Raw genomic sequence first — 21636 nt, 5'->3', positions numbered from 1 at the left:
CTCCCACCCCACCCTCGCCACCCCTCGCGTCGCCGATCTTGCAATTGCTGTCCCGACAAAGGGTGCATAACGCGCGAATCAGCAACCGAAAGTGCAAGATCGCGCGGGGCTGTGGGTATAGCGCGGGGCGGCCATCTGGCGGGTGCCCCGGGTTGGCGCCCGATTCGCCTGGAAGCCATGGATGCGACCCGTTCCGCGAGGTACGGTTGCTGCCCGCCGTCACGCCGGGCCTCGGTTTCCCTGGCCACGGCAGGCGCGACGGCGGCGGGCGAAGGAGGAACGATGACCCGCCCGGGACTGCCCAAGTTGATCGCGACCGACCTCGACGGGACGCTGGTCCGCAGCGATGACACCGTCTCCGCGTACACCCATGGGGTGCTCGACCGGGTGCGTGCCGCCGGAATTCCGGTGGTCGGCGCGACCGGACGCGGCCCTCGGTTGACCGAGCTGACCCGCAACGACATCCGCGCCGCCGACTTCCTGGTGATGGCCGGCGGCGGACGGGTGGTCGACCAGAGCGACCCGAGCGGCCCGGTGGTGCTCCGCGACGAGCGGCTGCCCGCCGAGGTGCTGGCCCGGCTCCTCGCCGACCTGGAGGCGGAGGTCGGCCCGCTGACCGTGATGGTCGAGGCGTCCGACGAGCACGACGCCCCGCTGTGGGGCGACTACCACGAGAGCTGGCCCTACCAGGACCGCTTCGAGGCGCGCACCCGCGACGAGTGCCTCGCCTGCGACGTGATCAAGGCCTTCGCCCGGACCGCCGACCACCACGTGGACGAGCTGCTGGCGGTGGCCCGTCGGATCGTCTCGCCGCAGGTCGCCACACTCACCCAGGCCGGGCTCGGCTTCATCGAGATCTCCCCGCCCGACGTTGACAAGGCGACCGGGCTGACCGTGGTGGCGCAGACCCTCGGGGTCGACCCGGCCGATGTGCTGGTCTTCGGTGACATGCCCAACGACCTGCCGATGTTCGAGTGGGCCGGTTGGTCGCGGGTGGCCGTGGCCAACGCGCACACCGAGCTGCGCGCCGCCGCCGACGAGGTGACCTTGCGCAACGACGACGACGGGGTGGCGGTGTATCTGGACCGGCTACTGTCCCGGTAATGGAAGACAGGCCCCGCCTCATCGCCACCGACATCGACGGCACGCTGATCCGCGACGACCACACCGTCAGCCCACGTACCGCCGACCTGCTCGCGCGGATCTCCGCAAAAGGCACGCCGGTCGTCCTGGTCACCGGCCGTCCGGTCCGCTGGCTCAAGATGGTGTACGACCAGCTCGCCAAGCCGCTGCCGGCGGTCTGCGCCAACGGCGCCGTGGTCTACGACCCGTTCTCCGACGAGGTGGTACGGGCTGACCCGCTCGCGCCGCACCACCTGGCCGAGGTGGCCCGGAGGCTACGGGCCGAGGTGCCGGGGATCAGCTTCGCCGTGGAGATCCTGGACAGCCGGGAGATGCGGCACGAGGCGCACTATCCGCTGCGCTGGGACGCCGACGCCGACGGCATCCGGCCGATCGAGACGCCGGAGGAGCTCCTGTCGGTCCCGGCGGTGAAGCTTCTCGCCCGAGCCGGCGAGCAGGACCCGGACGCCTTCGCCGAGCTGATCGCCGCGGCGGTGGCGGGCCTGGCCGAGGCCACCCACTCGTCGTCCTCCGGGCTGGTGGAGATTTCCGCGACCGGGGTGACCAAGGCGGCCGGTCTGGCCTGGTACTGCGACCAGATCGGGGTGGCGGCGGCGGACGTGCTGGCGTTCGGCGACATGCCGAACGACGTACCGATGCTGACCTGGGCCGGGCGTGGCGTGGCGGTGGCCAACGCACACCGCGCCGTCCTGGCGGTCGCCGACGACGTGACGACGGCGAACACCGAGGACGGCGTGGCGGCGTACCTGGAGAAGATCTTCGGGGTGGACTGAGGTCAGAGGTACTGACCGGTGTTGTGACCCTCACCGCCGCCCGGCTGGCCGATGCCCGGCATCCCGGGGACGACCCCACCGGGGCCGCTGGGCAGCGCCTGCCGGCCGCCGCGCATCTGCTCCAGCTGCACCCGGGCGGCCATCTGCTGGGCCACCAGGGCCGCCTGGATGCCGTGGAACAGGCCTTCCAGCCAGCCGACGAGCTGGGCGTGCGCGATCCGCAGCTCCCCCTCGCTGGGGGCCTTGTCCTCGGCGAAGGGCAGCGAGATGCGCTCCAGCTCGTCGCGCAGCTCGGGGGCGAGGCCCTCCTTGAGCTCGACGATCGACCGCTCGTGGATCTCCCGCATGCGGCTGCGGCTGGCGTCGTCGAGAGGTGCGGCCTTCACCTCCTCCAGCAACTGCTTGATCATGCTGCCGATCCGCATCACCTTGGCCGGCTGTTCGACCAGGCGGGTCGGGTCCTCTCCCTGGCCCTCGTCGGTCTGCATCGTGCCGACCGGCCGGCCGTCCGGGCCAACCACCACCACGGTGCCGGAGTGGCCGGAGTCGTCGGGGCCGGGCTCGTCGTTCTGTCCAGCGGAGCGCGCTTCGGTCATGGGGTCCATCTTTACCCAGCGGGCGTGAACCATGCCGGCCGGGACCGACTACCGGGGCCGAACCACCCGGGCGGGTCGCGCTACCGTCGCGCCATGCCTGTCGACCCGCGCGCTGTGCTGACCCGGCCCGCACCGGAGCCCGACCGGACCGTGGCGTACGGGGACCACCCTGATCAGGTGGCCGATCTGCGGCTTCCGGCGGGAACCGGGCCGGCCCGGCCGCTGGTCGTCGTCGTGCACGGCGGCTTCTGGCGGGCCGAGTACGACCGGCGGCACACCGGCCCGCTGGCCGCGGCGCTCGCCGCTGACGGCTATCCGGTGGCGCAGCTGGAATACCGCCGCACCGGGCAGCCCGGAGGTGGCTGGCCGGGCACGCTGACCGACGTACTGGCCGGGGTGGCCGAGCTGCCGGTGCTGGCCGCCGAGGCGCTGCCCGGCCGGGTGAGCCTGGCCGCGCCGATCCTGGTCGGGCACTCCGCCGGCGGCCACCTGGCGCTGTACGTGGCGGCCACCGCGCCAGCGACGGTGGGCGGGGTGCTGGCCCTGGCCCCGGTGGCCGATCTGGGTGAGGCGTACCGGCGGGATCTGGACTCGGGCGCGGTCGCCGCGCTGCTGGGCGGCGGACCGGCGGATGTCCCGGACCGGTACGCGACTACGGATCCACGGATGTTGGTACCGATACGAACACGGACAGTAGTTGTTCATGGTTCTGAGGATCACCAGGTTCCGGTGGAGATGAGCCGGGATTTCGTCGCGGAGGCCCGTGCCGGAGGTTCCGATATCTCCCTTGTTGAACTGCCCGGATGCGAGCATTTCGGGCTGATCGACCCGGAGGCTGCCGCCTGGCCTCAGGTCCTCGCCGTGTTGCGGTCCCTGCACGATGATCACTAGCCATTGACGCAGCGTCGCGGACCAGGTAGAACGCCGGTGGGGCTGTGTTCGGCCCTGCAACGCTTCCTTGGAAGGAACTCGGTGTCGCAGATGAATCGCAGGCGGGCGCTCCAACTGTTGGCCGCGCTCGGGACCACCGGGTTCGTCGCCGCGTGTGGCTCAGACGGTGACGCCGAGTCGACCGCCGACCGGGGCCCGATCAAGATCGGTTTGATCACGCCGCAGGCCGGTGGTTTCAAGAGCATCGGCGACGACATCACCAATGGCTTCCAGCTCTTCCTCGACCTGCACGACCAGCGGCTCGGCGGCCACCCCGTGGAGCTGCTGACCGCCGACGAGGGCGACACCGCGAAGACGGGCAAGGCCGCCGTCGAGGGCCTGCTCAAGCAGGGCGTGCTGGCACTCACCGGCGTAGTCAACTCGGCGGTGATGGTCGGCATCCGGGACACCGTGGAGCAGGCCCGGGTCCCGCTGATCGGCTCCAACGCCTCACCGAGCAGCCTGCAGAGCGTCTTCTACATCTGGCGGACCTCGTACGTGCTCGACGAGGCCGGCCGGGCGCTGGGCCGCTACCTGCGCGACCAACTGCCGGAGAACGGCCGCATCGCGATCATCATGCCGGAGAACGTCGGCAGCCCGGACGTGGTCCGCGGCTTCCGGCAGGAGTTCGGCGCGACCGACCCGCGGATCGGCGACCCGGTGACCTACACCAACGCCACCGCCAACCCCGGCAAGACTACGTACGCCTCGGACATCACCAAGGCACTGGCCAAGAAGCCCACAGCGGTCTTCTGCTTCTTCGCCGGGGCGGCCGCGGTGGAGTTCATCAAGCAGCTGCGCGAGAAGTTCGCCGGGCCGATCTACGCGCCCGGCTTCCTCACCGAGGGCACCGTGCTGGAGAACCTGAAGGACAACGCGCTGGGCATCCAGACCGCGCTGAACTACTCGGCCGACCTGAACAACACGTCGAACCGGGTCTTCGCCTCGGCGTACCGCAAGAAGTACCAGTTCACCCCCACCACGTACGCGATGGCGTCGTACGACGCGGCGCAGGTGCTCGACCAGGCCATCCAGCTGACCGGCGGGAAGCCCACGCCGCAGCAGGTCAACCTGGCCCTGGGCAAGATCGGCCAGATCGACAGCCCGCGCGGCATCTGGCAGTTCAACCAGCCGCGTACCCCGCAGCAGAAGTGGTACCTGCGCGAGGTGCAGCGTGACGGTCAGGTCATGTCGAACGTGCTGATCAACGAGCTGGCCACGCTGGGCTGAGCGCCCACCCCAAGCACGATTCGGGGCCGGTCTCCCAGTGGGAGGCCGGCCCCGAGACGTTCGCGGATCAGTGCCGCAGCTCGGCGATGCAGCACTTCACGCTGCCGCCGCCCTTCTTCAGCTCGGCCAGCTCGACCGGGACCGGGGTGTACCCGGCCGCCTTGAGCTTGCCGGCCAAGCGGGTGGCCTCGCTGTTGAGCACCACGTTCGCGCCGTCGCTGACCAGGTTGAGCCCGAAGGCCATCGCGTCCTCGTCGTCGGCGATCACCGCGTCCGGGAAGAGTTGGGTGAGCACCCGCTGACTGGCCGCCGAGAACGCGCCCGGGAAGTAGACGACGTTCGCGTCGTCGATGGCCGCGAGCGCCACGTCCAGGTGGTAGAAGCGGGGATCGATCAGGCGCAGCGACACCACCGGACGGCCCAGCGCCTCCTGCGCCTCCGCGTGCGCGGGGATCTCGGTACGGAAGCCGTGCCCGGCCAGGATGAGCCCGCCGTGCGCCTCCGGCACGTACGCGAAATCGCCCTCACCCTCGTTGGTCTCGCCGGGTGCGATGAACCGCCAGCCCTGCGCCTCGTAGAAGGCGTGGTGGGCGGCGGCCTCGGCGGCCCGCTGCTCGTGCTTGAACCGGGCGCCGTAGACGCTGCCGTCCACGACGAAGCCGCCGTTGGCGGCGTAGACCATGTCGGGCAGGCCCTGCTCGGGGGTGAGCAGGTGCACCTCGTGACCGAGGCCGACGAGCGTCTCGCGCAGCCGGTCCCACTGCTTGACGGCCAGGTCCCGGTCGACCGGGGTGGTCACGTCCATCCACGGGTTGATCGCGTACTCGACCGCGAAGTACTCCGGCGAGCACATGAGATATGTCCGCTTTCGCGGGAAACGCTGCTGGTTCACGGTCACCAAGAGTAGGTACCGTAGAACTTTGAAAACAGCCACAAGCGTTGCTTCCCAGAGGCGGAACGTTGCAGATAGACGCGGTAGACCAGCGGATCATTGCGTTACTCGTCGCGGACGCCCGTGCGTCCTACGCCGACATCGGTGCCCGGGTGTCACTCTCCGCCCCAGCGGTCAAGCGTCGCGTCGACCGACTGCGCGCCACCGGCGTGATCAGGGGATTCACGGCCGTCGTTGATCCGGCCGCCGTCGGCTGGACCACGGAGGCCTTCGTCGAGCTGTTCTGCGCCGGCCGGACCACCCCGGCGCAGATCGGCGTGGCCGCCCGCCGACACCCCGAGGTCGTCGGCGCGTACACCGTCTCCGGGGAGGCGGACGCGCTCGTGCACCTGCGCGCCGCCGACATCGCCCACCTGGAGGCAGCACTGGAGCGGCTGCGGGCCGAGTCCTTCGTGACCTCCACCCGCAGCACCATCGTGCTCTCCCGGCTGGTCGAATCGCCCGGCGTCGGCCCGTCCGCCGGCACCTCTTGACCTCGACCCAGGTTGAGGAGATGGACTGACCCCGAGTGGGCGAGGCAGCCCATCGGTGCCGAGGGGACTGTCATGCGGGCGATCTGGTTACGTGAGTTCGGCGGGCCCGAGGTGCTGGTGCCCGGCCCCGCGCCCGACCCGGTCCCCGGCCCCGGCCAGGTGCTGATCGACGTCGCGCACGCGAACATCACCTTCATCGAGACGCAACTGCGCGCCGGTCACCCCGGCCCGTTCCGCCTCACCCCACCGCTGATCCCCGGCAACGGCGTCGGCGGGATGATCACGGCGGTCGGGTCGGACGTCGACCCGGCGCTGACCGGGCAGCGGGTGGTCAGCGCCACCGGAGGTTCCGGCGGTTACGCCGAACGCGCGGCCGTGGACGCGTCGGCGACGATCGCGGTGCCGGCCGGGTTGGCCTTGGACGAGGCGGTGGCGCTGCTGGCCGACGGCCGGACCGCCACCATGCTGATCGAGGCGGTCGGCGTCCGTCCAGGTGACCGGGTGCTGGTGGAGGCCGCGGCCGGCGGCGTCGGCAGCCTGTTGGTGCAGCTGGCGGCCCGGGCCGGGGCCCGGGTGATCGGAGCGGCCGGTGGGCGACGCAAGGTGGACCTGCTACCCGGCCTGGGTGCCGAGCTGGCCGTCGACTACCTGCTGCCCCAGTGGGCCGAGCAGGTCCGCGCTGCGGTGGGCGGGGTCGACGTGGTGCTCGACGGGGTAGGTGGTTCGGTGGCCCGCGCCGCCTTCGAACTGCTCCCTCCGGGCGGCCGGATGGTCAGCTTCGGGCTGGCGAGCGGGCAGTGGTCCCCGGTGTCGGCGGAGGCCGCCACGGCACGGCAGGTCACAGTGGTCCGCCCGGACGTGCCACCGGCCCGGCTGCGGGCGTACACCGAACAGGCCCTGGCGGACGCGGCGGCCGGCCAGCTGCGACCGCTCATCGGCCAACGTTTCCCACTGGAACGCGCCGCCGACGCGCACGCCGCCATCGAGGCGCGCGCGACGGTCGGCAAGACGCTGCTGGACGTGGCCTGATCGGGCTCAGAGATACATGCCGGTGCGGTGCTCCGACTCGTCGCGCCGGACCGGCTTGTCACCCTCACCGAAGAACCGCTTGCCACCGAACTCGCCGTGCAGGCGGTCGTCCAACTCGTCGGCGAGACCGGTCATCACCTGGACCGCCAGCATCAGATGGGTCGCCTGGAAGTTGCGGCCGAACACCGGGATGGAAGCCCACACCGTGTCGTCGGCGCAGTAGAGACGGCCGATCGGCATCCGGTTCGTCAGTTCGGAGAGCTTGACGTAGAGCCGCTCGGTCGGCTCCACCTCGGTGAGCACCGGGGAGAAGACGTCCACCAGGGGCGGATTGTCCCGCACCCGCACGAAGACCATCGCCGACCCGGCGCGGATGGTGATGTCGCCGTCCGAGTCGATCTGCAACCGGTCGGTGTCCGACTTCAACATCGTCGAGACCACGGTGCGGACCCGATCGGCCAGGTCGAGCACGTCGTCCCGCTCGACCTGCGAGGCGGCCGCCTCGGCCAACGCCTCCTCCAGGTCCGCCTCGACGTCGGCGTCCGGACCGAACTCACTGCGGGCGGTGCCCAGCGGCTCCACAGCCAACGGCTCGCCCTCGGCGTCGTGCACCAGAAAGACGAGGAAGGCCGGGTGGGGAGCCCCGTAGACATCCCGCAGCGTGCGGGAGAGCAGCGTGGCGACCTGGGTCGACTCGGCCGTCGTGGCGTTCAGCCCGAAGGAACCGCCGGAGCCGGCGACCACCCCGGGCGGGGACCAACCGAGCGCGACCATGTCCGCCACCGCGCCCCGGTCCAGTCGGTAGCCCGCCGGTAGAGCGGCGTTGCCAACCGCACGGGCGGACAACACCCGGTCGGCGTCCACGTCGACGCTTATCGAATAGACGGCGTCCCCGGTGCCGGAGGCGGTGGGGTCGAGGGTCACGTCGAGGTTCGCGCCGACGGGAAGTTCCCGCAGCCGTACGGCGAGCGCGCGGGCGAACTCCCGCCACGCCTCGGTCACCTTCGCCCGCAGGTCGGTGGTGCTGGGCTCGTCGAGCAGGATCGATTCCGCCGGCTCAGTCGAAGCGCCGGGCAGCTCACCGTGCGGCGCCGAGGGGTGGTCAGCCGTCATGATCGCCTCCGTCCGTCACGATCACCCTACCCACGCCGCCCGTGGGTAGGATCAGCCCGGACCGGGATCGGACAGCGGCGGTCAGGGCGCCGTCGGGTCCGTGGGTTCGGCACCCAGCTCGACCGGCCAGGCGCCCGCCAGCGCGCTGAGCCGGGCCGCGGCGTCCGCCGGGTCCGCGCCCCGGCCAACCGCCAACCCGAAGAGGTACGCGGTGACCGGCGCACCCGGACGCAGCACCTGGTGGGCGACGTCCCGGGCCAGATCCAGCACCGCCGGCACCGGCACCGCGGCCGGGTCCAGATCCAACTCGGCGCACACCGCCGTGACCCAGTCGTCCATCACCGTCATCGCGCCCACTCCTCCGCCCGGCGTACGTCCTCGTCAGTGTCGCAGTCGAACCACGGCGGCGGGCCGTCGCCGGACCAGGCCACCTCCCGCACGACGAGACCGGCCAGCAACGCCCGGACCGGGGCTCCGGACAGACTTCCGCCCCGCTCGACCGTCAGCCGGTGCACCGCTGCCCGCAGCGCGGCGACGCGCCAGACACCGCAGAGCGACTGCCGCCGCCCGTCCCCGTCCACGAAGCAGGCCCCGTCGGGCCGTCGCTCGCCACCGCCTGCGGCGGCCTCCTCGGCGACGTGACCCAGCAGCTCCCCGATCGCGGAGCGGGTGAGCAGCGGCAGGTCGGCGGCGAGCAGCGCGACAAGTGCCGTGTCGGGATCCAGCAGCGCCAACCCGGCAGCCGCTGCGGCGACCGGGCCGCCGCCGGGTGGCTCCTCCCGGATGACCCGCACGCCTGCGGGGACGGCGTCGGCCGAACCGACCAGCACCCGGAGCGTGGCATCGCTGACGGCGGCCAGCACCCGGTCGCGCATCGGCCGACCACCGACCGGAAGCGCGGGTTTGTCGACTCCGCCCATCCGTCGGGCGGCCCCACCCGCGAGCACCACGGCGGCGTACGTCCCCATCCGGCCACCGTAGCCGTGCGAACGCGCCGAGAGCGCTGGCCGTCTGAATGCCCCGACGCGCTCGCTGCCGGTGCCCGGTGCCCGGTGGCCGTGCGGGCGTGCCGGCTCGGGGTGGAGGATGGCGGCATGGGACGGGCAACTGATCGACGGGGCGTACTCCGGATCGACCTGGACGCGGTGACCGCCGGACGCGGATCGGTCCGCCGACCGGACACGCTCGCCGTGGAGGAGCCGCTGGAGATCCGGGTCGGCGCGGCCGGCCCCGGCCGACGCCGGCCGCTCGCCGTCACCATGCGTACCCCCGGCGACGATCTGGACCTGGCCATCGGGTTCCTGCTGACGGAGGGGCTGATCCGGTCGACCGACGACGTGTTGACCGCGCAACTCTGCGCCGGCGCGGAGACGCCGAACACGTACAACGTGGTGGACGTGGTGCTCGCCCCCGGCGTACCGGAACCGACCACCGACCCGTCCCGGAACTTCTACACGACCAGCTCCTGCGGGGTCTGCGGCAAGGCCAGCATCGACGCGGTACGCACCCGGTCGCTCTTCCCGGTCGCGGCGGATCCGCTCAGCGTCCCGGCCACGCTGCTCGCCGAGCTACCCGACCGGTTGCGCGCCGCCCAGCGCGGCTTCGACCGGACCGGCGGGCTGCACGCGGCGGGGTTGTTCACCCCCGACGGCGAGCTGGTGGTGCTCCGGGAGGACGTGGGCCGGCACAACGCCGTGGACAAGGTGATCGGCTGGGCCGTGCGGGAACGACGGCTGCCGCTCGCCGGGCACCTGCTGCTGGTCTCCGGACGGGCCAGCTTCGAGTTGACCCAGAAGGCGTGGATGGCGGGGTTGCCGCTGCTGGCCGCGGTGTCCGCCCCGAGCACCCTCGCCGCGGAACTGGCCGACGAGGCGGGGATGACACTTGTCGGCTTCCTGCGCGGGCGGACCATGAACGTCTACACCGGGCCGCACCGGATCACGGTGGAGCAGCCAGCCTGACCCGGGTTGCCCGTCAGCGACCGATCCGGTCGATCAGGTCGAACAGGGCCAGCCGTGCGGCGGCATCACGGGCGATCAGGAAACCGGCGATGCCGAGGATCCAGCCCAACGCGCTGCCCGCCTTCGTGACGATCCAGGTGTTCAGGCGCGCCAGCACCGGCTCGACCAGTCGCGGGCGGGCCACCCTGGCACCCAGCAACAACACCGCCGGCAGCACCATGACCAGGCAGTACCCGGCAAGCAGCGCCGCCACGCTCGCCGCTCCCACCCCCGAGGTGGCCAGCAGACCCACCGCACCGAGGTACGGAAGCATGGTCGCCACCTCGGCAAGCGCCGCGAGCAGCGCGAGCCCGACCAACCACCGGGCCGAGGAATCTCCGGCGGTGGCCCGGTCCCGCCACCGCAACACACCACCTGTACGGGGACGCCGCTTGCCGTCGTAGCGGAAGCTGAGCGCCAGCATTCCCACGCCCAGGACGAGTTGCGCCCAGAGGACTCCCCGGTTGTCCAGGGCACCGCCCAGCACGTCGCCCAGCGCGCTGCCGCCCCAGACCAGCAGCAGACCAACCGCGAGGTAGAACACCGCGATGGTGGCGAGGTAGCCCAGGATCCGGCGAACGTTGACCGGCCCGGGGGCGAGCAACAACCAGACCGGGATGAAGAGGGTGCCGATGCTGGTGCTGTCGATCAACGCCAGCCCGGCCAGCGACAGCAGCAATTCGGGGGTCATGTCGTACCAACGCGGAGAACGGCCACGAGATCATTCTCCGGCGGCGGTGGCCCGTCCGCGTCGGCCGTGGACAGGAGCAACGCGTACATCCTTCGACGGAGGCGTCGCCGGAGGAGAACCGCCGACTATGCGGCGACGATCTCGACGGCACCGCGGGAGATCTTTACGTCGAACTCCATGCCGGTGCCCTTGGAGAGCTTGACGAGGGTCGCGATCGACGGCGGCTGGTCCCCTGATTCCAGTCGCGCGATGACCGACTGGGTCATCCCCACCTTGCGAGCGAGCGCGGTCTGGGTCAGCTGGTTTTCGGTGCGGTACCCCACGATACGGAGCGCGACTTCGCGCGCGAACGCTGTCCGATCCCATTCTGCGCGGATCACCGGATCCTGACGACTGGCATCGCCGATGACCTGCTGCGAGGTCTTGAGCTGGGAACGTTTCATCACTCCGCCTCCACGTCCTTGATCCTTCGCTCTGCGGCTGCGACGGCCCGGGCGAAGTTCCGCTGGCTGACGCTGGCTTCCGGGCCGATGGCGCCAACCACGAACGCCTCACCAACCTGTGTGTAGAAGACGCGCCACCGGCTACGCCCTCCACGTGGGCGTAGCTCACGCAGGTTGTCGGCGGTTCTGATCTTGCTGGAGTGCGGGTAGCCAAGATTGGGGCCGAGGCTCTCCAGCCTTCTATGGCGTGTCCGATTGCTGCCTGTTCGATCGCGGGTGTGGCTCGCAGCTCGGTCACGGCCTCCGGGTGAAAGAGGACTGACCAAAGCCGACTATAGCAAGATTGCGATAGAGCTGCCCGGGAGTCTCCGGCGGCCGGGCGGCAACTGGGAACCGGCTCGTCAGCGGCGGCCACGTCGGCTCCGTTTGCGAGGCCGGATGACGCCGGGCATCCCGACCGACGGCCAGCCGTCCAGCTCGGCCGGGGGCACGCCCCGCCGGAGCAGGTCGTCCAGAAGCAGGGCGAGCGAGTAGTCGGGGTGCAGGCTCAGCGTGCGTTCGAGCGCGACCGCCGCCAACGCGCCCTGTCCGGCGCGCCAGGCGGCGAACGCCAGCAGCGCACCCGGCGCAGCGGCCACCTCCGGCTCGGCGCGGCGCAACACGTCGGTCCAGAGGGCGATGTCCCGGTCCCGGCCGTCGGTGCGTTCCCACGCGTGATCGCGGACCGGCAGGTGGGTCATCAGCAGGCTCAACCAGGCCACCTCGTCATCGTCGAGCCGCTCGCCACGCCGCTGCCGGCGCTGGGCGTCGCGGACCGCCGCCACCCCGGCGGCGCGCAGCGCCCGCGCCCCGAGCAGGTCACTCTCGGGTGCCTGCTCGATCAGCTCGGCCAGCCTCTGCTCGGCGCGGGCGGTGGCCGCGCGGGCCGCCTCCCGGGCCGGGCCGTCCATCGGTGCCACCTGCGCCACCAGGGCGGCTCGGTCGGGGAGCGCGACCTGACCGGCGAAGACCGCCGAGGCGGTCAACCGGTTGACGGTCGGGTCGTAGCGCCGGCCCTCGGGCGGGCAGCAGTCGGGCTCGGTGCAGAGATAGGACCACCACCGGCCGTCGGTCACCCGCAGCGCGTCGAGCACGTCCATCCCGCCGGCGCTCAGTGCGGCGCGCACCGCGTCCACAGCCGGCGTCACCCGATCGGGTTGCCCGTAGCCGACCACGGTCGCGGCCTCCGCGCCCTGCCGGCGGATCACAGCAGCCAGGTGTCGGGCCCGCTCGACCTGGTCGGTCGACGGGTCGGGCAGGTCCGCACGAGCGGCGAAGATGATCTGCCGACCGAGCAACGCCACGGCGACCACGCTGTCGGTGGGATGAAAGCCGAGCAGGTACGGCACCGCGGCGATCAGGTCGGCGGGTGAGCGGACGGCGAGCTGGGGGCGTTCGGTCGAGGTCATGCCGGAAGCCTGCGGCGGGCGTACCGGGCCGTGCCACCCCTGTGGACGACACGCGGCTTATCCACAGTTACTGACCGTGTTTTCCCTGCTCACGCCACACCTACGGGTGCCGAAAGAGCGCCGATGTGATCAGGCGACACCTGGCTGTCGTAAGGAGCGGTTACCGTGCGCTGATGGACCTGGCGTACCTGCGCGCGCATCCGGCACACCTCCCGACCTTCCGGACCCATCAGCGGCTCCGGGAGACGCCGGTCGCCGGTGGAAACATCTGCGCTGCCGCCCGGCTCACCCTCGACGACGGCCACTCCGTCTTCGCCAAGTCCTGGCCCGAAGGCGCCGACCGACCGCCGCCGGAGGGCTTCTTCGCCGCCGAGGCCGCCGGCCTGCGCTGGCTGCGGGAGGCGGGCGCGGTCGGCGTACCCGAGGTGATCGTGGTGCTGCCGGAGCTGCTGGCGCTCGACTGGGTGGAGCCCGGCGAACCGACGCCGGAGGCCGCGGAGCGCTTCGGCCGGGAGTTGGCCGGGCTGCACCGGGCGGGCGCGACCGCCTTCGGTGCCACCTGGCCCGGGTTCATCGGCTCGCTCCCACAGGACAACTCCCTCACCGGCGGGCGCTGGTCGACCTGGTTCGCCGAGCGGCGCCTCGTCCCCTACCTGCGACGCTCGGTCGACGGTGGCGCGCTGACCAGCGCCGATGCCGCTCTGGTCGAGCAGGTGATCGGTCGCCTCGACGGGCTCGGCGGCGACGAGCCGCCCGCGCGCATCCACGGCGACCTGTGGCCGGGCAACGTGCTGTGGGGGGCCGGCGACCGGGTCTGGCTCGTCGACCCGGCAGCGCACGGTGGGCACCGGGAAACGGATCTCGCCCAGCTCGCCCTCTTCGGCGGCATTCCCCACCTGGATCGGGTGCTGGCCACCTACCAGGAAAGTTGGCCACTACTGGACGGCTGGCGTGACCGGGTGCCCCTGCATCAGCTGCATCTGCTGCTCGTGCACACCGCACTCTTCGGCGTCAGCTTCCGAGATGTGGTCGTCCAGACCGCCCGTGGCGTCCTGAGCCGGGCCGAGCGCGCTACGGTCGACAGGTGAGCGTCGCCCCGGGGACCGACGGCGTCCTCGTCGACCGGTACGGCCGTGTCGCCCGGGACCTACGCGTGTCCCTCACCGACAAGTGCAACCTGCGCTGCACCTACTGCATGCCGGCCGAAGGGCTGCCCTGGCTGGCCGGCCCCGAGCTGCTTTCCGACGAGGAGATCGTCCGACTGGTCCGGGTGGCTGTCGAGCTGCTCGGCGTGACCGAGGTGCGGTTCACCGGCGGTGAACCGCTGATCCGACCCGGGCTGGTCGACATCGTGACGGCGGTCGCCGCCCTCGAACCCCGCCCCCGGGTCTCGCTGACCACCAACGGCATCGGCCTGGACCGACTGGCCCCGACGTTGCGGGCGGTCGGCCTGGACCGGGTGAACGTCTCACTGGACACCCTGGACCCGGACCGGTTCACCAAGCTGACCCGCCGCCCTCGCCTCGACGCGGTGCTGGCCGGGCTCGCCGGAGCGGCGGCAGCCGGTCTCAATCCTGTGAAGATCAATTCAGTGTTGATGCGTGGTGTCAACGAGGACGAGGCGCCAGCGCTGCTCCGCTTCGCCCTCGATCACGACTACCAGCTGCGGATCATCGAGCAGATGCCGTTGGACGCCCAGCACGGTTGGGCACGCGACACCATGGTCACCGCCGAGGAGATCCTGGCGTCCCTGCGTACCGTGTTCGATCTGAGCCCCGACCCGGCCGAGCGCGGCGCGGCACCGGCGGAGACCTGGCTGGTCGACGGAGGCCCCGCCCGGGTCGGTGTGATCGCCAGCGTCACCCGCCCCTTCTGCGGGGACTGCGACCGCACCCGACTGACCGCCGACGGTCAGGTCCGCGCCTGCCTCTTCGCCACGGAAGAATCGGATCTGCGCGCCGCGCTGCGCACCGGCGCGGACGACGACGAGTTGGCCCGGCGTTGGCGTACCGCGATGTGGGGCAAGCGCGCCGGGCACGGCATCGACGACCCCACCTTCCTCCAGCCGACCCGCCCGATGTCCGCGATCGGAGGCTGAGCGTGGAGGGGACACCGCTGACCGTCCGCTACTTCGCGGGCGCCCGCGCCGCCGTCGGCCACGCCGAGGAGGCCATCCCCGCCGGGCGGACACTCGACGACCTCACGACCGAGCTGACCCAGCGCCACGGCGACCGACTGGCCGCCGTGCTGCGGGTGGCGAGTTTCCTCGTGAACGGCGTCACCTGTCATGATCGTCAGGCACCCCTGCCAGCCGGGGCCACGATCGACGTCCTGCCCCCGTTCGCGGGCGGCTGAGGGAGGCGCACACATGATGGCGGTTCTGGGGTTCGTGGCTGTCCTCGCGCTGGTCACCGGTCTCATCCACCTCTATCTGTGGAAGCGGCTCGTTCGGGACACCACCACGCCGGGCCGCTGGCGACGGATCGGCGGGATCGCCGCCCTGGTGCTGGCCCTGCTCGTGCCGGTCACCATGGCCGGGACGCAGGCCGGGCTCTACTGGATCGCCTGGCCGGGCTACCTGTGGCTCGCGCTGATGTTCTACCTCCTGGTCGTACTGGTCGTGCTGGAAGTCCCGATGCTTGTCGCCCGGCTGGTGCTGCGCCGCCGGGTGGTCGCCGCGGAGCCGACCACCGCCGCGCCCGAGCCGGTGCTGGTCGGTGCCGCCGGGCCGACCGAGCCGCCGGCCGCCGGCGCCGTCGCGGCACCGGACCACGACCCGTCCCGTCGGTTGCTGCTGGCCCGTGGGGCGGCCATCTTCGCCGGCCTCACCGCCACCGGCACCGTGGGGTACGGCGTTCGCACCGCGCTCGGCCCACCCCACCTCGACCGGGTGCGGATCCCGCTCGCCAAACTCCCCCGCAGCATGGACGGCCTGCGCATCGCCACCGTCTCCGACATCCACCTCGGCCCGCTGCGCGGCCGGGCGCACACCGAGCGGATCGTCGCCGCGATCAACCGGCTCGACGCGGACATCGTGGCTGTCGTCGGTGACCTGGTCGACGGGTCCGTCGCCGAGCTCGGCTCGGCCGCCGCGCCCCTGCGTGACCTGCGCTCCCGCTACGGCAGCTTCTTCGTCACCGGCAACCACGAGTACTACTCCGGCGTGGAGGAGTGGGTCCAGGAGGTCGACCGGCTCGGTCTGCGGGTGCTGCAGAACAGGCGGCAGGAGATCCAGGCCCGGGGCGGTGTGCTCGACCTGGCAGGCGTGAACGACCTGGACGCGACCGGCGGCACCGGCCTCGCCGCCGGGCCGGACTTCGCCGCCGCCCTCGGTGACCGCGACCCGAGCCGACCCGTGGTCCTGCTCGCCCACCAGCCGCTGGCGGCCAAGGAGGCGGCCCGGTACGGCGTCGACCTGCAACTGTCCGGGCACACCCACGGCGGGCAGATGATGCCGTTCAACCTGGCCGTCGGGCTGGAGCAGCCGGTGGTCAGCGGGCTCGGCGAGGTCGACGGCACCAAGGTCTACGTGACCAACGGCGCCGGTTTCTGGGGGCCCCCGGTCCGGGTCGGGGCGGAGCCGCAGATCAGTCTGGTCGAGCTGCGCTCGGCATAGCGGAGGTCACGTCCGCGCGTGGCGGCGGGTGGCCGGCGCGGCGGGCGTGACAGGATGCGGCGTGCCCCCGTTCAGCGCCGTACCCCCCGGTGGCCTACCGCCATTCGTCGCGGACCTGCACATCCACTCGAAGTACTCGCGCGCGTGCAGCCGTGACCTCACACTGCCGAACCTCGCGTGGTGGGCCCGGCGTAAGGGCATCGGCCTGCTCGGCACCGGCGACTTCACCCACCCCGCCTGGTACGACCACCTGCGGGAGACGCTGCGCCCGGCCGAACCGGGGCTCTACCGGCTCGACCCGGAGGCGGAACGGGACGTCGCCCGTCGGCTGCCACCCCGACTCGCGCAGACCGCGGAGGCGGACCCGGTCCGTTTCATGCTGAGCGTGGAGATCTCCACCATCTACAAGCGGGACGACCGGACCCGCAAGGTGCACCACCTGATCTATCTGCCGGATCTGGACGCGGTGGCCCGGTTCAACACCGCGCTGGGCCGGATCGGCAACCTCGGCTCCGACGGCCGGCCGATCCTCGGGCTCGACTCCCGCGACCTGCTGGAGATCACCCTGGAGGCCAGCCCGGACGGATACCTGGTGCCGGCTCACATCTGGACCCCCTGGTTCTCCGCGCTGGGCTCGAAGTCCGGCTTCGACGCGATCGCGGACTGCTACGCCGACCTGGCCGAGCACATCTTCGCGGTGGAGACCGGGCTCTCCTCCGACCCCGCCATGAACTGGCGGGTCGGCAGCCTGGACGGCTACCAACTGGTGTCGAACTCGGACGCCCACTCGCCACCGGCCCTCGGCCGGGAGGCGACCGTGCTGACCGTGGAACGCGACTACTTCGCCGTTCGGGAGGCGCTGCGTACCGGTGACGGCCTGGCCGGCACGATCGAGTTCTTCCCGGAGGAGGGCAAGTACCACGCGGACGGGCACCGGCTGTGTGGGGTCAACTGGTCTCCGGAACGTACCCGGGCCGCCGGCGGGCGCTGCCCCGAGTGCGGTAAACCCCTCACCGTGGGCGTCCTCAGCCGGATCGAGGAGTTGGCGGACCGCCCGGACGGGCACCGGCCGGCGCACGCACGGGACGTCACCCACCTGGTGCCGCTGGCCGAGATCCTCGGCGAGATCAACAAGGTGGGCGCCCGGTCGAAGAAGGTCGAGGGGCGGCTCAACGAGCTGCTGGCCACGCTCGGCCCCGAGCTGGAGATCCTGACCACGACGCCGCTGACCGAGGTCGCGCAGGCCGGCGGTGAGCTGCTCGCGGAGGGCATCGGGCGGCTGCGGCGCGGCGACGTCCGCCGGGTGCCCGGTTACGACGGCGAGTACGGCGTGATCACGCTCTTCGACCCGGCCGAGTTGGGCGCGCAGGAGACGCTGTTCGACGTACCGGTGCCGGCGCAGCGACGACCCGCGGAGTCGGCTCCCCGGGTCCCGGCCAAGCGCCCGGCGGCGACGAAGGCGGAGCCGAAGCGGAAGCCGGTCCCGGCACCCGCGCCGCCGATCGCGTCGCCGCCGTCTCCGCACGAGCCGTTCGAGCCGATGCTCTCCGGCATGGAGGAGGTCGGCACCGGCCTGCTGGACCGACTGGACGCCATGCAGCGGGTGGCCGCCTCCGCGCCCGGCGGTCCGCTGCTCATCGTGGCCGGTCCGGGCACCGGCAAGACCAGGACGCTCACCCACCGGATCGCGTACCTCTGCGCGGAGCTGAACGTCTTCCCCGAGCACTGCCTCGCGATCACGTTCACCCGGCGGGCCGCCGAGGAGCTGCGGCACCGACTCGACGGCCTGCTCGGCCCGGTCGCCGAGGACGTCACAGTGGGTACGTTCCACGCGTTGGGGTTGACCATCCTGCGGGAGAACGCCGGCGCGGCGGGTCTCCCGGCGGACTTCCGGATCGCCGACGACGCCGAGCGAGCGGCAGCACGCACCGAGGCCGGCGACGACAGCGCCGCGTACGTGTCGCTGCTGCGCAAGCAGGACCTGGTCGACCTGGACGAACTGGTGACCCTGCCGGTGGAGCTGCTGCGGGCCGACCGGAAGTTGGTCGAACGGTACCGGGACCGCTGGCGGTGGATCTTCGTCGACGAGTACCAGGACGTCGACGAGGTGCAGTACGAGCTGCTGCGGCTGCTCAGCCCAGCCGACGGCAACCTCTGCGCGATCGGCGACCCGGACCAGGCCATCTACTCGTTCCGGGGCGCCGACGTCGGCTACTTCCTGCGCTTCTCCGAGGACTTCACCGACGCCCGACTGGTCCGGCTCAACCGCAACTACCGCTCGTCGGCCCCGATCCTGGCCGCCGCCGTGCAGGCCATCGCGCCGTCCTCGCTGGTCCGGGGTCGACGACTGGACCCGGCCCGGCTCGACCCGGAGGCACCGCTGGTCGGGCGCTACCCGGCGGCGTCGGTGACCGAGGAGGCCGACTTCGTGGTGCGTACCGTCGACGATCTGGTCGGCGGATTGTCGCACCGTTCGCTGGACTCGGGCCGCATCGACGGCCGGTCCACCTCGCTGTCGTTCTCCGACATCGCCGTGCTGTACCGCACCGACGCGCAGGCCGCCCCGATCGTGGACGCCCTGACCCGGGCGAACATCCCCGTGCAGAAGCGTTCCCACGACCGGCTTCGGGACCGGCCCGGGGTGGCTGCTGCCATCGCCCGCGAGCTACGGCACGCCGACGGTCTGGCCGGCCCACTGGCCGCCCGGGTGCGGCTGGCCGGTCAGGTGGTCGCCGAGCGGTTCGCCGTGCCCACCCTGGACGGTGCCGGCAGCACCGTCCGTCCCGAGGATGTCCGCTCGGCCGTGGACCTGCTGACCCCGCTGGCCCGACGCTGCGGTGACGACCTGGAGGCCTTCCTGTCGCAGTTGGCCACCGGCGCGGAGGTGGACGCGCTCGACCCGCGTGCCGAGGCGGTCACGCTGCTCACCCTGCACGCCGCGAAGGGCCTGGAGTTCCCGGTGGTCTTCCTGGTCGGTGTCGAGGACGGGCTGTTGCCGCTGCGCTGGCCGGGCTCGACGCCCGACGAGGACGCCGTCGCCGAGGAGCGCAGGCTCTTCTTCGTCGGCCTGACCCGGGCCCAGGACCGGCTGTACGTCAGTCACGCCGCCCGCCGCACCCGGCACGGCACCGAGCGCGACTGCGCACCGTCGCCTTTCCTCAACACCATCGACCCGGGCCTCTTCGAACGCTTCGGCGAAGCCGAACCCCGCCGCCCCAAGGACCGCCAACTCCGCCTGATCTGACCCCCGGTCCCCCACGCCCCACGCCAGGGCGGGGGCGGTCAGTCAAGGAGGATGGCAAGCCAGGCGCCCAGCAGCAGGGCCGGGCCAAGGGGCAGCAGGGTGTTCCGGTGCACCTTTCGGGCGGCGAGCAGGCCGAGCACCAGACCGCCGTGCAGCACGTGCGGCAGGAGCAGCCCGGCCAGCAGGGCGTCCCACCCCAGCCAGCCGAGCGGCAGGCCGAGGACGGCGGCGAGTTTTACGTCCCCGAAGCCCAGCCGTGAGGCGGGCAGCAGAGCCAGCAGCACGTGCGCCGCGCCCGCGACCGCCGCACCTCCCAACGCGCCGAGCAGCCGGCCGGGAGTGCCGGACAGCAGCGCCGCGGTGGTCAGACCCCCGAGGGCCAGCAACCCGGCGACGAGCACCAGCGGGTCGGGCAGCCGCAGGCAGGCCAGGTCGACCCGCGCCAGCACCAGGCCGACCGCCGCGACCGCGAGGAAGACCGGCAGCGCCGGGTCGTCACCCACGGCGATGGCAAGGCCGGCAAAGGCGCTGCCCGCCACCATCGGGTCGACCCAGGGACGTCGGACCGGCTGCGGCCCTGGAAACGCCCATGGCCGGGCGTCCGCCGTGGCGAAGCGCCGCGACACCAGGGGTACGACGAGGCCGACCAGCGCGCCGAGCAGCGCGATCGACACCAGTGCGGCGGCCGACATGGGCCGGACGTTACTGGCGGTCGCGCTCCGGCGTGTCCCCCGATCGTGATCCCGTGCCCGCCCGACGCGGCCGTTCGGTGGTCACCACCAGGGCGACACCGGCGACGATGACAGCACCGCCGAGCAGCACCTGCGGGGTGATCGGCTCGGCCACCAGCAGCGCGCCGAGCGCCACCGCGACCGCCGGGTTCACGTAGGCGTACGTCGACACCAGCGAGATCGGCGCGTTGTGCAGCAGCCAGACGTACGCGGTGAAGGCCACCAGCGAGCCGGCCACCATGAGGTAGCCCAGCGCCAACCAGGACCGGGTGCTCACCGCCGCCGGATGGAAGTCGGCCAGTTCGCCCCGACCGGCGGCCAGGGCCACCAGCACCAGCGCGCCGGCCATCATCTCGTACACCGTGGCCACGAACGGGTCGGCGGGCATCCGGATCCGTCCGGACAGGAAGGACCCGACCGACCAGGAGGTGGCCGCCGCCACCACGGTCAACGCCCCGAGCAGCGGCACCGCTGCCGAACTACCGCCCGGCAGCATCAGCAGGATGAGGCCGACGAAGCCCAGGGTGACCCCGGCGAACGTCCAGATCGGCGGCCGGTCCCCGGTGGCCGAGCGCAACAGCACCACCAGCAGCGGCACCGTGGCCAACAGCAGCGCGGCGATCCCGGACGGCACCGCCACTCCCGGCGGCCCCGATTCGGCGAGCACCACCAGGCCGTTGCCAGCGGTGAGCAGGAGCACCCCGACCAACGCGGCCGAGCCGAGTTGCCGTCGGTCCACCCGCAGCGCGCCGGGGCCTCGACGCAGTCGCAGCACCACCGCAAGGACCAGGCCGGCCACGGCGAACCGGAGGGCGGCCGACAGCAGCGGAGGCATCGTCTCCACGGTGATCCGGATGGCCAGATAGGTCGACCCCCACAGTACGTAGACCACGATCAACGCGGTCCAGATCAGGGTCGGCGTGCTGCTGGCACGACGGCCGGCGAAGGCCGTGGTGCTCGGTGGAGGTGAGCTCATCAGTGGACCACGCTACGGTGGCCCGGAGTCCGCGTCGCGGTTTGGTGGCCGGCTTCTCACCACTTGTGCAGGAGGGCGGCATGACGAACTACGGACAACCGGGGAGCGGCCACCCAGGGCCGTGGCGTGGGCAAAGGCCCGACGAGACGCCCGGTCGACCGGCGCAGCAGCCCTACCCGCCCGCGTCGGAGCCCTACCCGCCGGCGATCCCGTCGTACCCGCCCGCACCGCAGGGGCGACCCGGACCG

Annotated in this window: 23 protein-coding genes; 12 read left to right on the top strand and 11 right to left on the bottom strand. The window is 72.1% G+C overall.

Annotation, left to right across the window (positions count from 1 at the left end):
• Positions 1–282: 282 nt before the first annotated feature.
• Together DLJ58_RS23570 and DLJ58_RS23565 are read left to right on the top strand one after the other, a co-directional pair.
• A complete protein-coding gene (locus tag DLJ58_RS23570) occupies positions 283–1104 on the top strand; it encodes an HAD family hydrolase (protein ID WP_124859364.1) in 822 nt (273 codons plus the stop codon).
• Entirely contained in the window at positions 1104–1916 is an 813-nt protein-coding gene (locus DLJ58_RS23565) for an HAD family hydrolase (RefSeq protein ID WP_124859362.1), read from the top strand. The genes DLJ58_RS23570 and DLJ58_RS23565 overlap by 1 nt, the downstream gene beginning before the upstream one ends.
• A 2-nt stretch (positions 1917–1918) precedes the next feature.
• On the opposite strand, the gene DLJ58_RS23560 is transcribed toward DLJ58_RS23565, so the two are convergent.
• The gene (locus DLJ58_RS23560; protein ID WP_124859360.1) at positions 1919–2521 is read right to left on the bottom strand and encodes a bacterial proteasome activator family protein; all 603 of its coding nucleotides are present in this window, start codon (positions 2519–2521) and stop codon (positions 1919–1921) included.
• 84 nt (positions 2522–2605) lie between these two features.
• Between DLJ58_RS23560 and DLJ58_RS23555 the strand changes: the two genes are divergently transcribed.
• On the top strand, positions 2606–3403 hold the full coding sequence (locus DLJ58_RS23555) for an alpha/beta hydrolase family protein (RefSeq protein WP_124859358.1): 798 nt from the start codon (positions 2606–2608) through the stop codon (positions 3401–3403).
• Positions 3404–3484: 81 nt separating this feature from the next.
• Positions 3485–4672, top strand: a complete 1188-nt coding sequence (locus DLJ58_RS23550; RefSeq protein ID WP_124859356.1) for an ABC transporter substrate-binding protein — start codon at positions 3485–3487, stop codon at positions 4670–4672.
• A gap of 67 nt (positions 4673–4739) precedes the next feature.
• On the opposite strand, the gene ddaH is transcribed toward DLJ58_RS23550, so the two are convergent.
• Positions 4740–5573, bottom strand: coding sequence for a dimethylargininase (gene ddaH, locus DLJ58_RS23545; protein WP_341869923.1), 834 nt, complete (start codon positions 5571–5573; stop codon positions 4740–4742).
• Positions 5574–5632: 59 nt separating this feature from the next.
• On the opposite strand from ddaH, the gene DLJ58_RS23540 reads away from it, so the two are divergent.
• Both DLJ58_RS23540 and DLJ58_RS23535 read left to right on the top strand, forming a co-directional pair.
• Positions 5633–6097 carry an Lrp/AsnC family transcriptional regulator gene (locus DLJ58_RS23540; protein WP_030331732.1) on the top strand — a complete coding sequence of 155 codons (465 nt, stop codon included), beginning with the start codon at positions 5633–5635 and terminating at the stop codon, positions 6095–6097.
• Positions 6098–6169: 72 nt separating this feature from the next.
• On the top strand, positions 6170–7126 hold the full coding sequence (locus DLJ58_RS23535) for a zinc-binding dehydrogenase (protein ID WP_124859354.1): 957 nt from the start codon (positions 6170–6172) through the stop codon (positions 7124–7126).
• A 6-nt stretch (positions 7127–7132) separates the two neighbouring features.
• On the opposite strand, the gene DLJ58_RS23530 is transcribed toward DLJ58_RS23535, so the two are convergent.
• The 3 genes from DLJ58_RS23530 to mobA all read right to left on the bottom strand — a co-directional run bounded on the left by DLJ58_RS23530 (position 7133) and on the right by mobA (position 9207).
• A complete protein-coding gene (locus DLJ58_RS23530; protein ID WP_124859352.1) occupies positions 7133–8239 on the bottom strand; it encodes a T3SS (YopN, CesT) and YbjN peptide-binding chaperone 1 in 1107 nt (368 codons plus the stop codon).
• An 81-nt stretch (positions 8240–8320) separates the two neighbouring features.
• A complete protein-coding gene (locus tag DLJ58_RS23525) occupies positions 8321–8587 on the bottom strand; it encodes a DUF6457 domain-containing protein (RefSeq protein WP_124859350.1) in 267 nt (88 codons plus the stop codon).
• Positions 8584–9207 carry a molybdenum cofactor guanylyltransferase gene (gene mobA, locus DLJ58_RS23520; protein WP_124859348.1) on the bottom strand — a complete coding sequence of 208 codons (624 nt, stop codon included), beginning with the start codon at positions 9205–9207 and terminating at the stop codon, positions 8584–8586. The genes DLJ58_RS23525 and mobA overlap by 4 nt, the downstream gene beginning before the upstream one ends.
• Before the next feature lie 126 nt (positions 9208–9333).
• Here mobA and fdhD point away from each other — a divergent pair, with 126 nt between their 5' ends.
• A complete protein-coding gene (fdhD, locus tag DLJ58_RS23515; RefSeq protein WP_124859346.1) occupies positions 9334–10200 on the top strand; it encodes a formate dehydrogenase accessory sulfurtransferase FdhD in 867 nt (288 codons plus the stop codon).
• A 13-nt stretch (positions 10201–10213) separates the two neighbouring features.
• Here the strand turns inward: fdhD and DLJ58_RS23510 are convergent, their stop codons facing one another.
• From DLJ58_RS23510 to DLJ58_RS23495, 4 genes are all read right to left on the bottom strand, one after another.
• Positions 10214–10930 (bottom strand): GAP family protein, encoded by a 717-nt coding sequence (locus DLJ58_RS23510; RefSeq protein ID WP_124859344.1) that lies wholly within the window; start codon positions 10928–10930, stop codon positions 10214–10216.
• 125 nt (positions 10931–11055) lie between these two features.
• A complete protein-coding gene (locus tag DLJ58_RS23505) occupies positions 11056–11373 on the bottom strand; it encodes a helix-turn-helix domain-containing protein (protein WP_124859342.1) in 318 nt (105 codons plus the stop codon).
• A complete protein-coding gene (locus DLJ58_RS35180; RefSeq protein WP_124859340.1) occupies positions 11373–11699 on the bottom strand; it encodes a type II toxin-antitoxin system RelE/ParE family toxin in 327 nt (108 codons plus the stop codon). Before DLJ58_RS35180 ends, DLJ58_RS23505 begins: the two co-directional genes overlap by 1 nt.
• A gap of 75 nt (positions 11700–11774) precedes the next feature.
• Entirely contained in the window at positions 11775–12821 is a 1047-nt protein-coding gene (locus DLJ58_RS23495) for a DUF4192 domain-containing protein (RefSeq protein WP_124859338.1), read from the bottom strand.
• Positions 12822–12994: 173 nt separating this feature from the next.
• Here DLJ58_RS23495 and DLJ58_RS23490 point away from each other — a divergent pair, with 173 nt between their 5' ends.
• From DLJ58_RS23490 to DLJ58_RS23470, 5 genes are all read left to right on the top strand, one after another.
• Positions 12995–13909, top strand: a complete 915-nt coding sequence (locus DLJ58_RS23490; protein WP_124859336.1) for a fructosamine kinase family protein — start codon at positions 12995–12997, stop codon at positions 13907–13909.
• On the top strand, positions 13906–14919 hold the full coding sequence (moaA, locus tag DLJ58_RS23485; RefSeq protein WP_124859334.1) for a GTP 3',8-cyclase MoaA: 1014 nt from the start codon (positions 13906–13908) through the stop codon (positions 14917–14919). Before DLJ58_RS23490 ends, moaA begins: the two co-directional genes overlap by 4 nt.
• Positions 14920–14921: 2 nt before the next feature.
• Positions 14922–15176, top strand: a complete 255-nt coding sequence (locus DLJ58_RS23480) for a MoaD/ThiS family protein (protein WP_124859332.1) — start codon at positions 14922–14924, stop codon at positions 15174–15176.
• Between the two features lie 13 nt (positions 15177–15189).
• Positions 15190–16437 (top strand): metallophosphoesterase, encoded by a 1248-nt coding sequence (locus tag DLJ58_RS23475; RefSeq protein WP_124859330.1) that lies wholly within the window; start codon positions 15190–15192, stop codon positions 16435–16437.
• Between the two features lie 61 nt (positions 16438–16498).
• Positions 16499–19681, top strand: a complete 3183-nt coding sequence (locus tag DLJ58_RS23470) for a UvrD-helicase domain-containing protein (RefSeq protein WP_124859328.1) — start codon at positions 16499–16501, stop codon at positions 19679–19681.
• A gap of 38 nt (positions 19682–19719) precedes the next feature.
• On the opposite strand, the gene DLJ58_RS23465 is transcribed toward DLJ58_RS23470, so the two are convergent.
• Positions 19720–20373 (bottom strand): prepilin peptidase, encoded by a 654-nt coding sequence (locus DLJ58_RS23465; protein ID WP_124859326.1) that lies wholly within the window; start codon positions 20371–20373, stop codon positions 19720–19722.
• 10 nt (positions 20374–20383) lie between these two features.
• Positions 20384–21388, bottom strand: a complete 1005-nt coding sequence (locus DLJ58_RS23460) for an EamA family transporter (RefSeq protein WP_208741288.1) — start codon at positions 21386–21388, stop codon at positions 20384–20386.
• Between the last annotated feature and the right edge of the window lie 248 nt (positions 21389–21636).

Source organism: Micromonospora arida, assembly GCF_003857035.1.
GTDB classification, from domain to species: domain Bacteria; phylum Actinomycetota; class Actinomycetes; order Mycobacteriales; family Micromonosporaceae; genus Micromonospora; species Micromonospora arida.
Note: the sequence above shows the minus strand (reverse complement) of the source record. Positions and strands in the feature narration are given on the sequence as shown.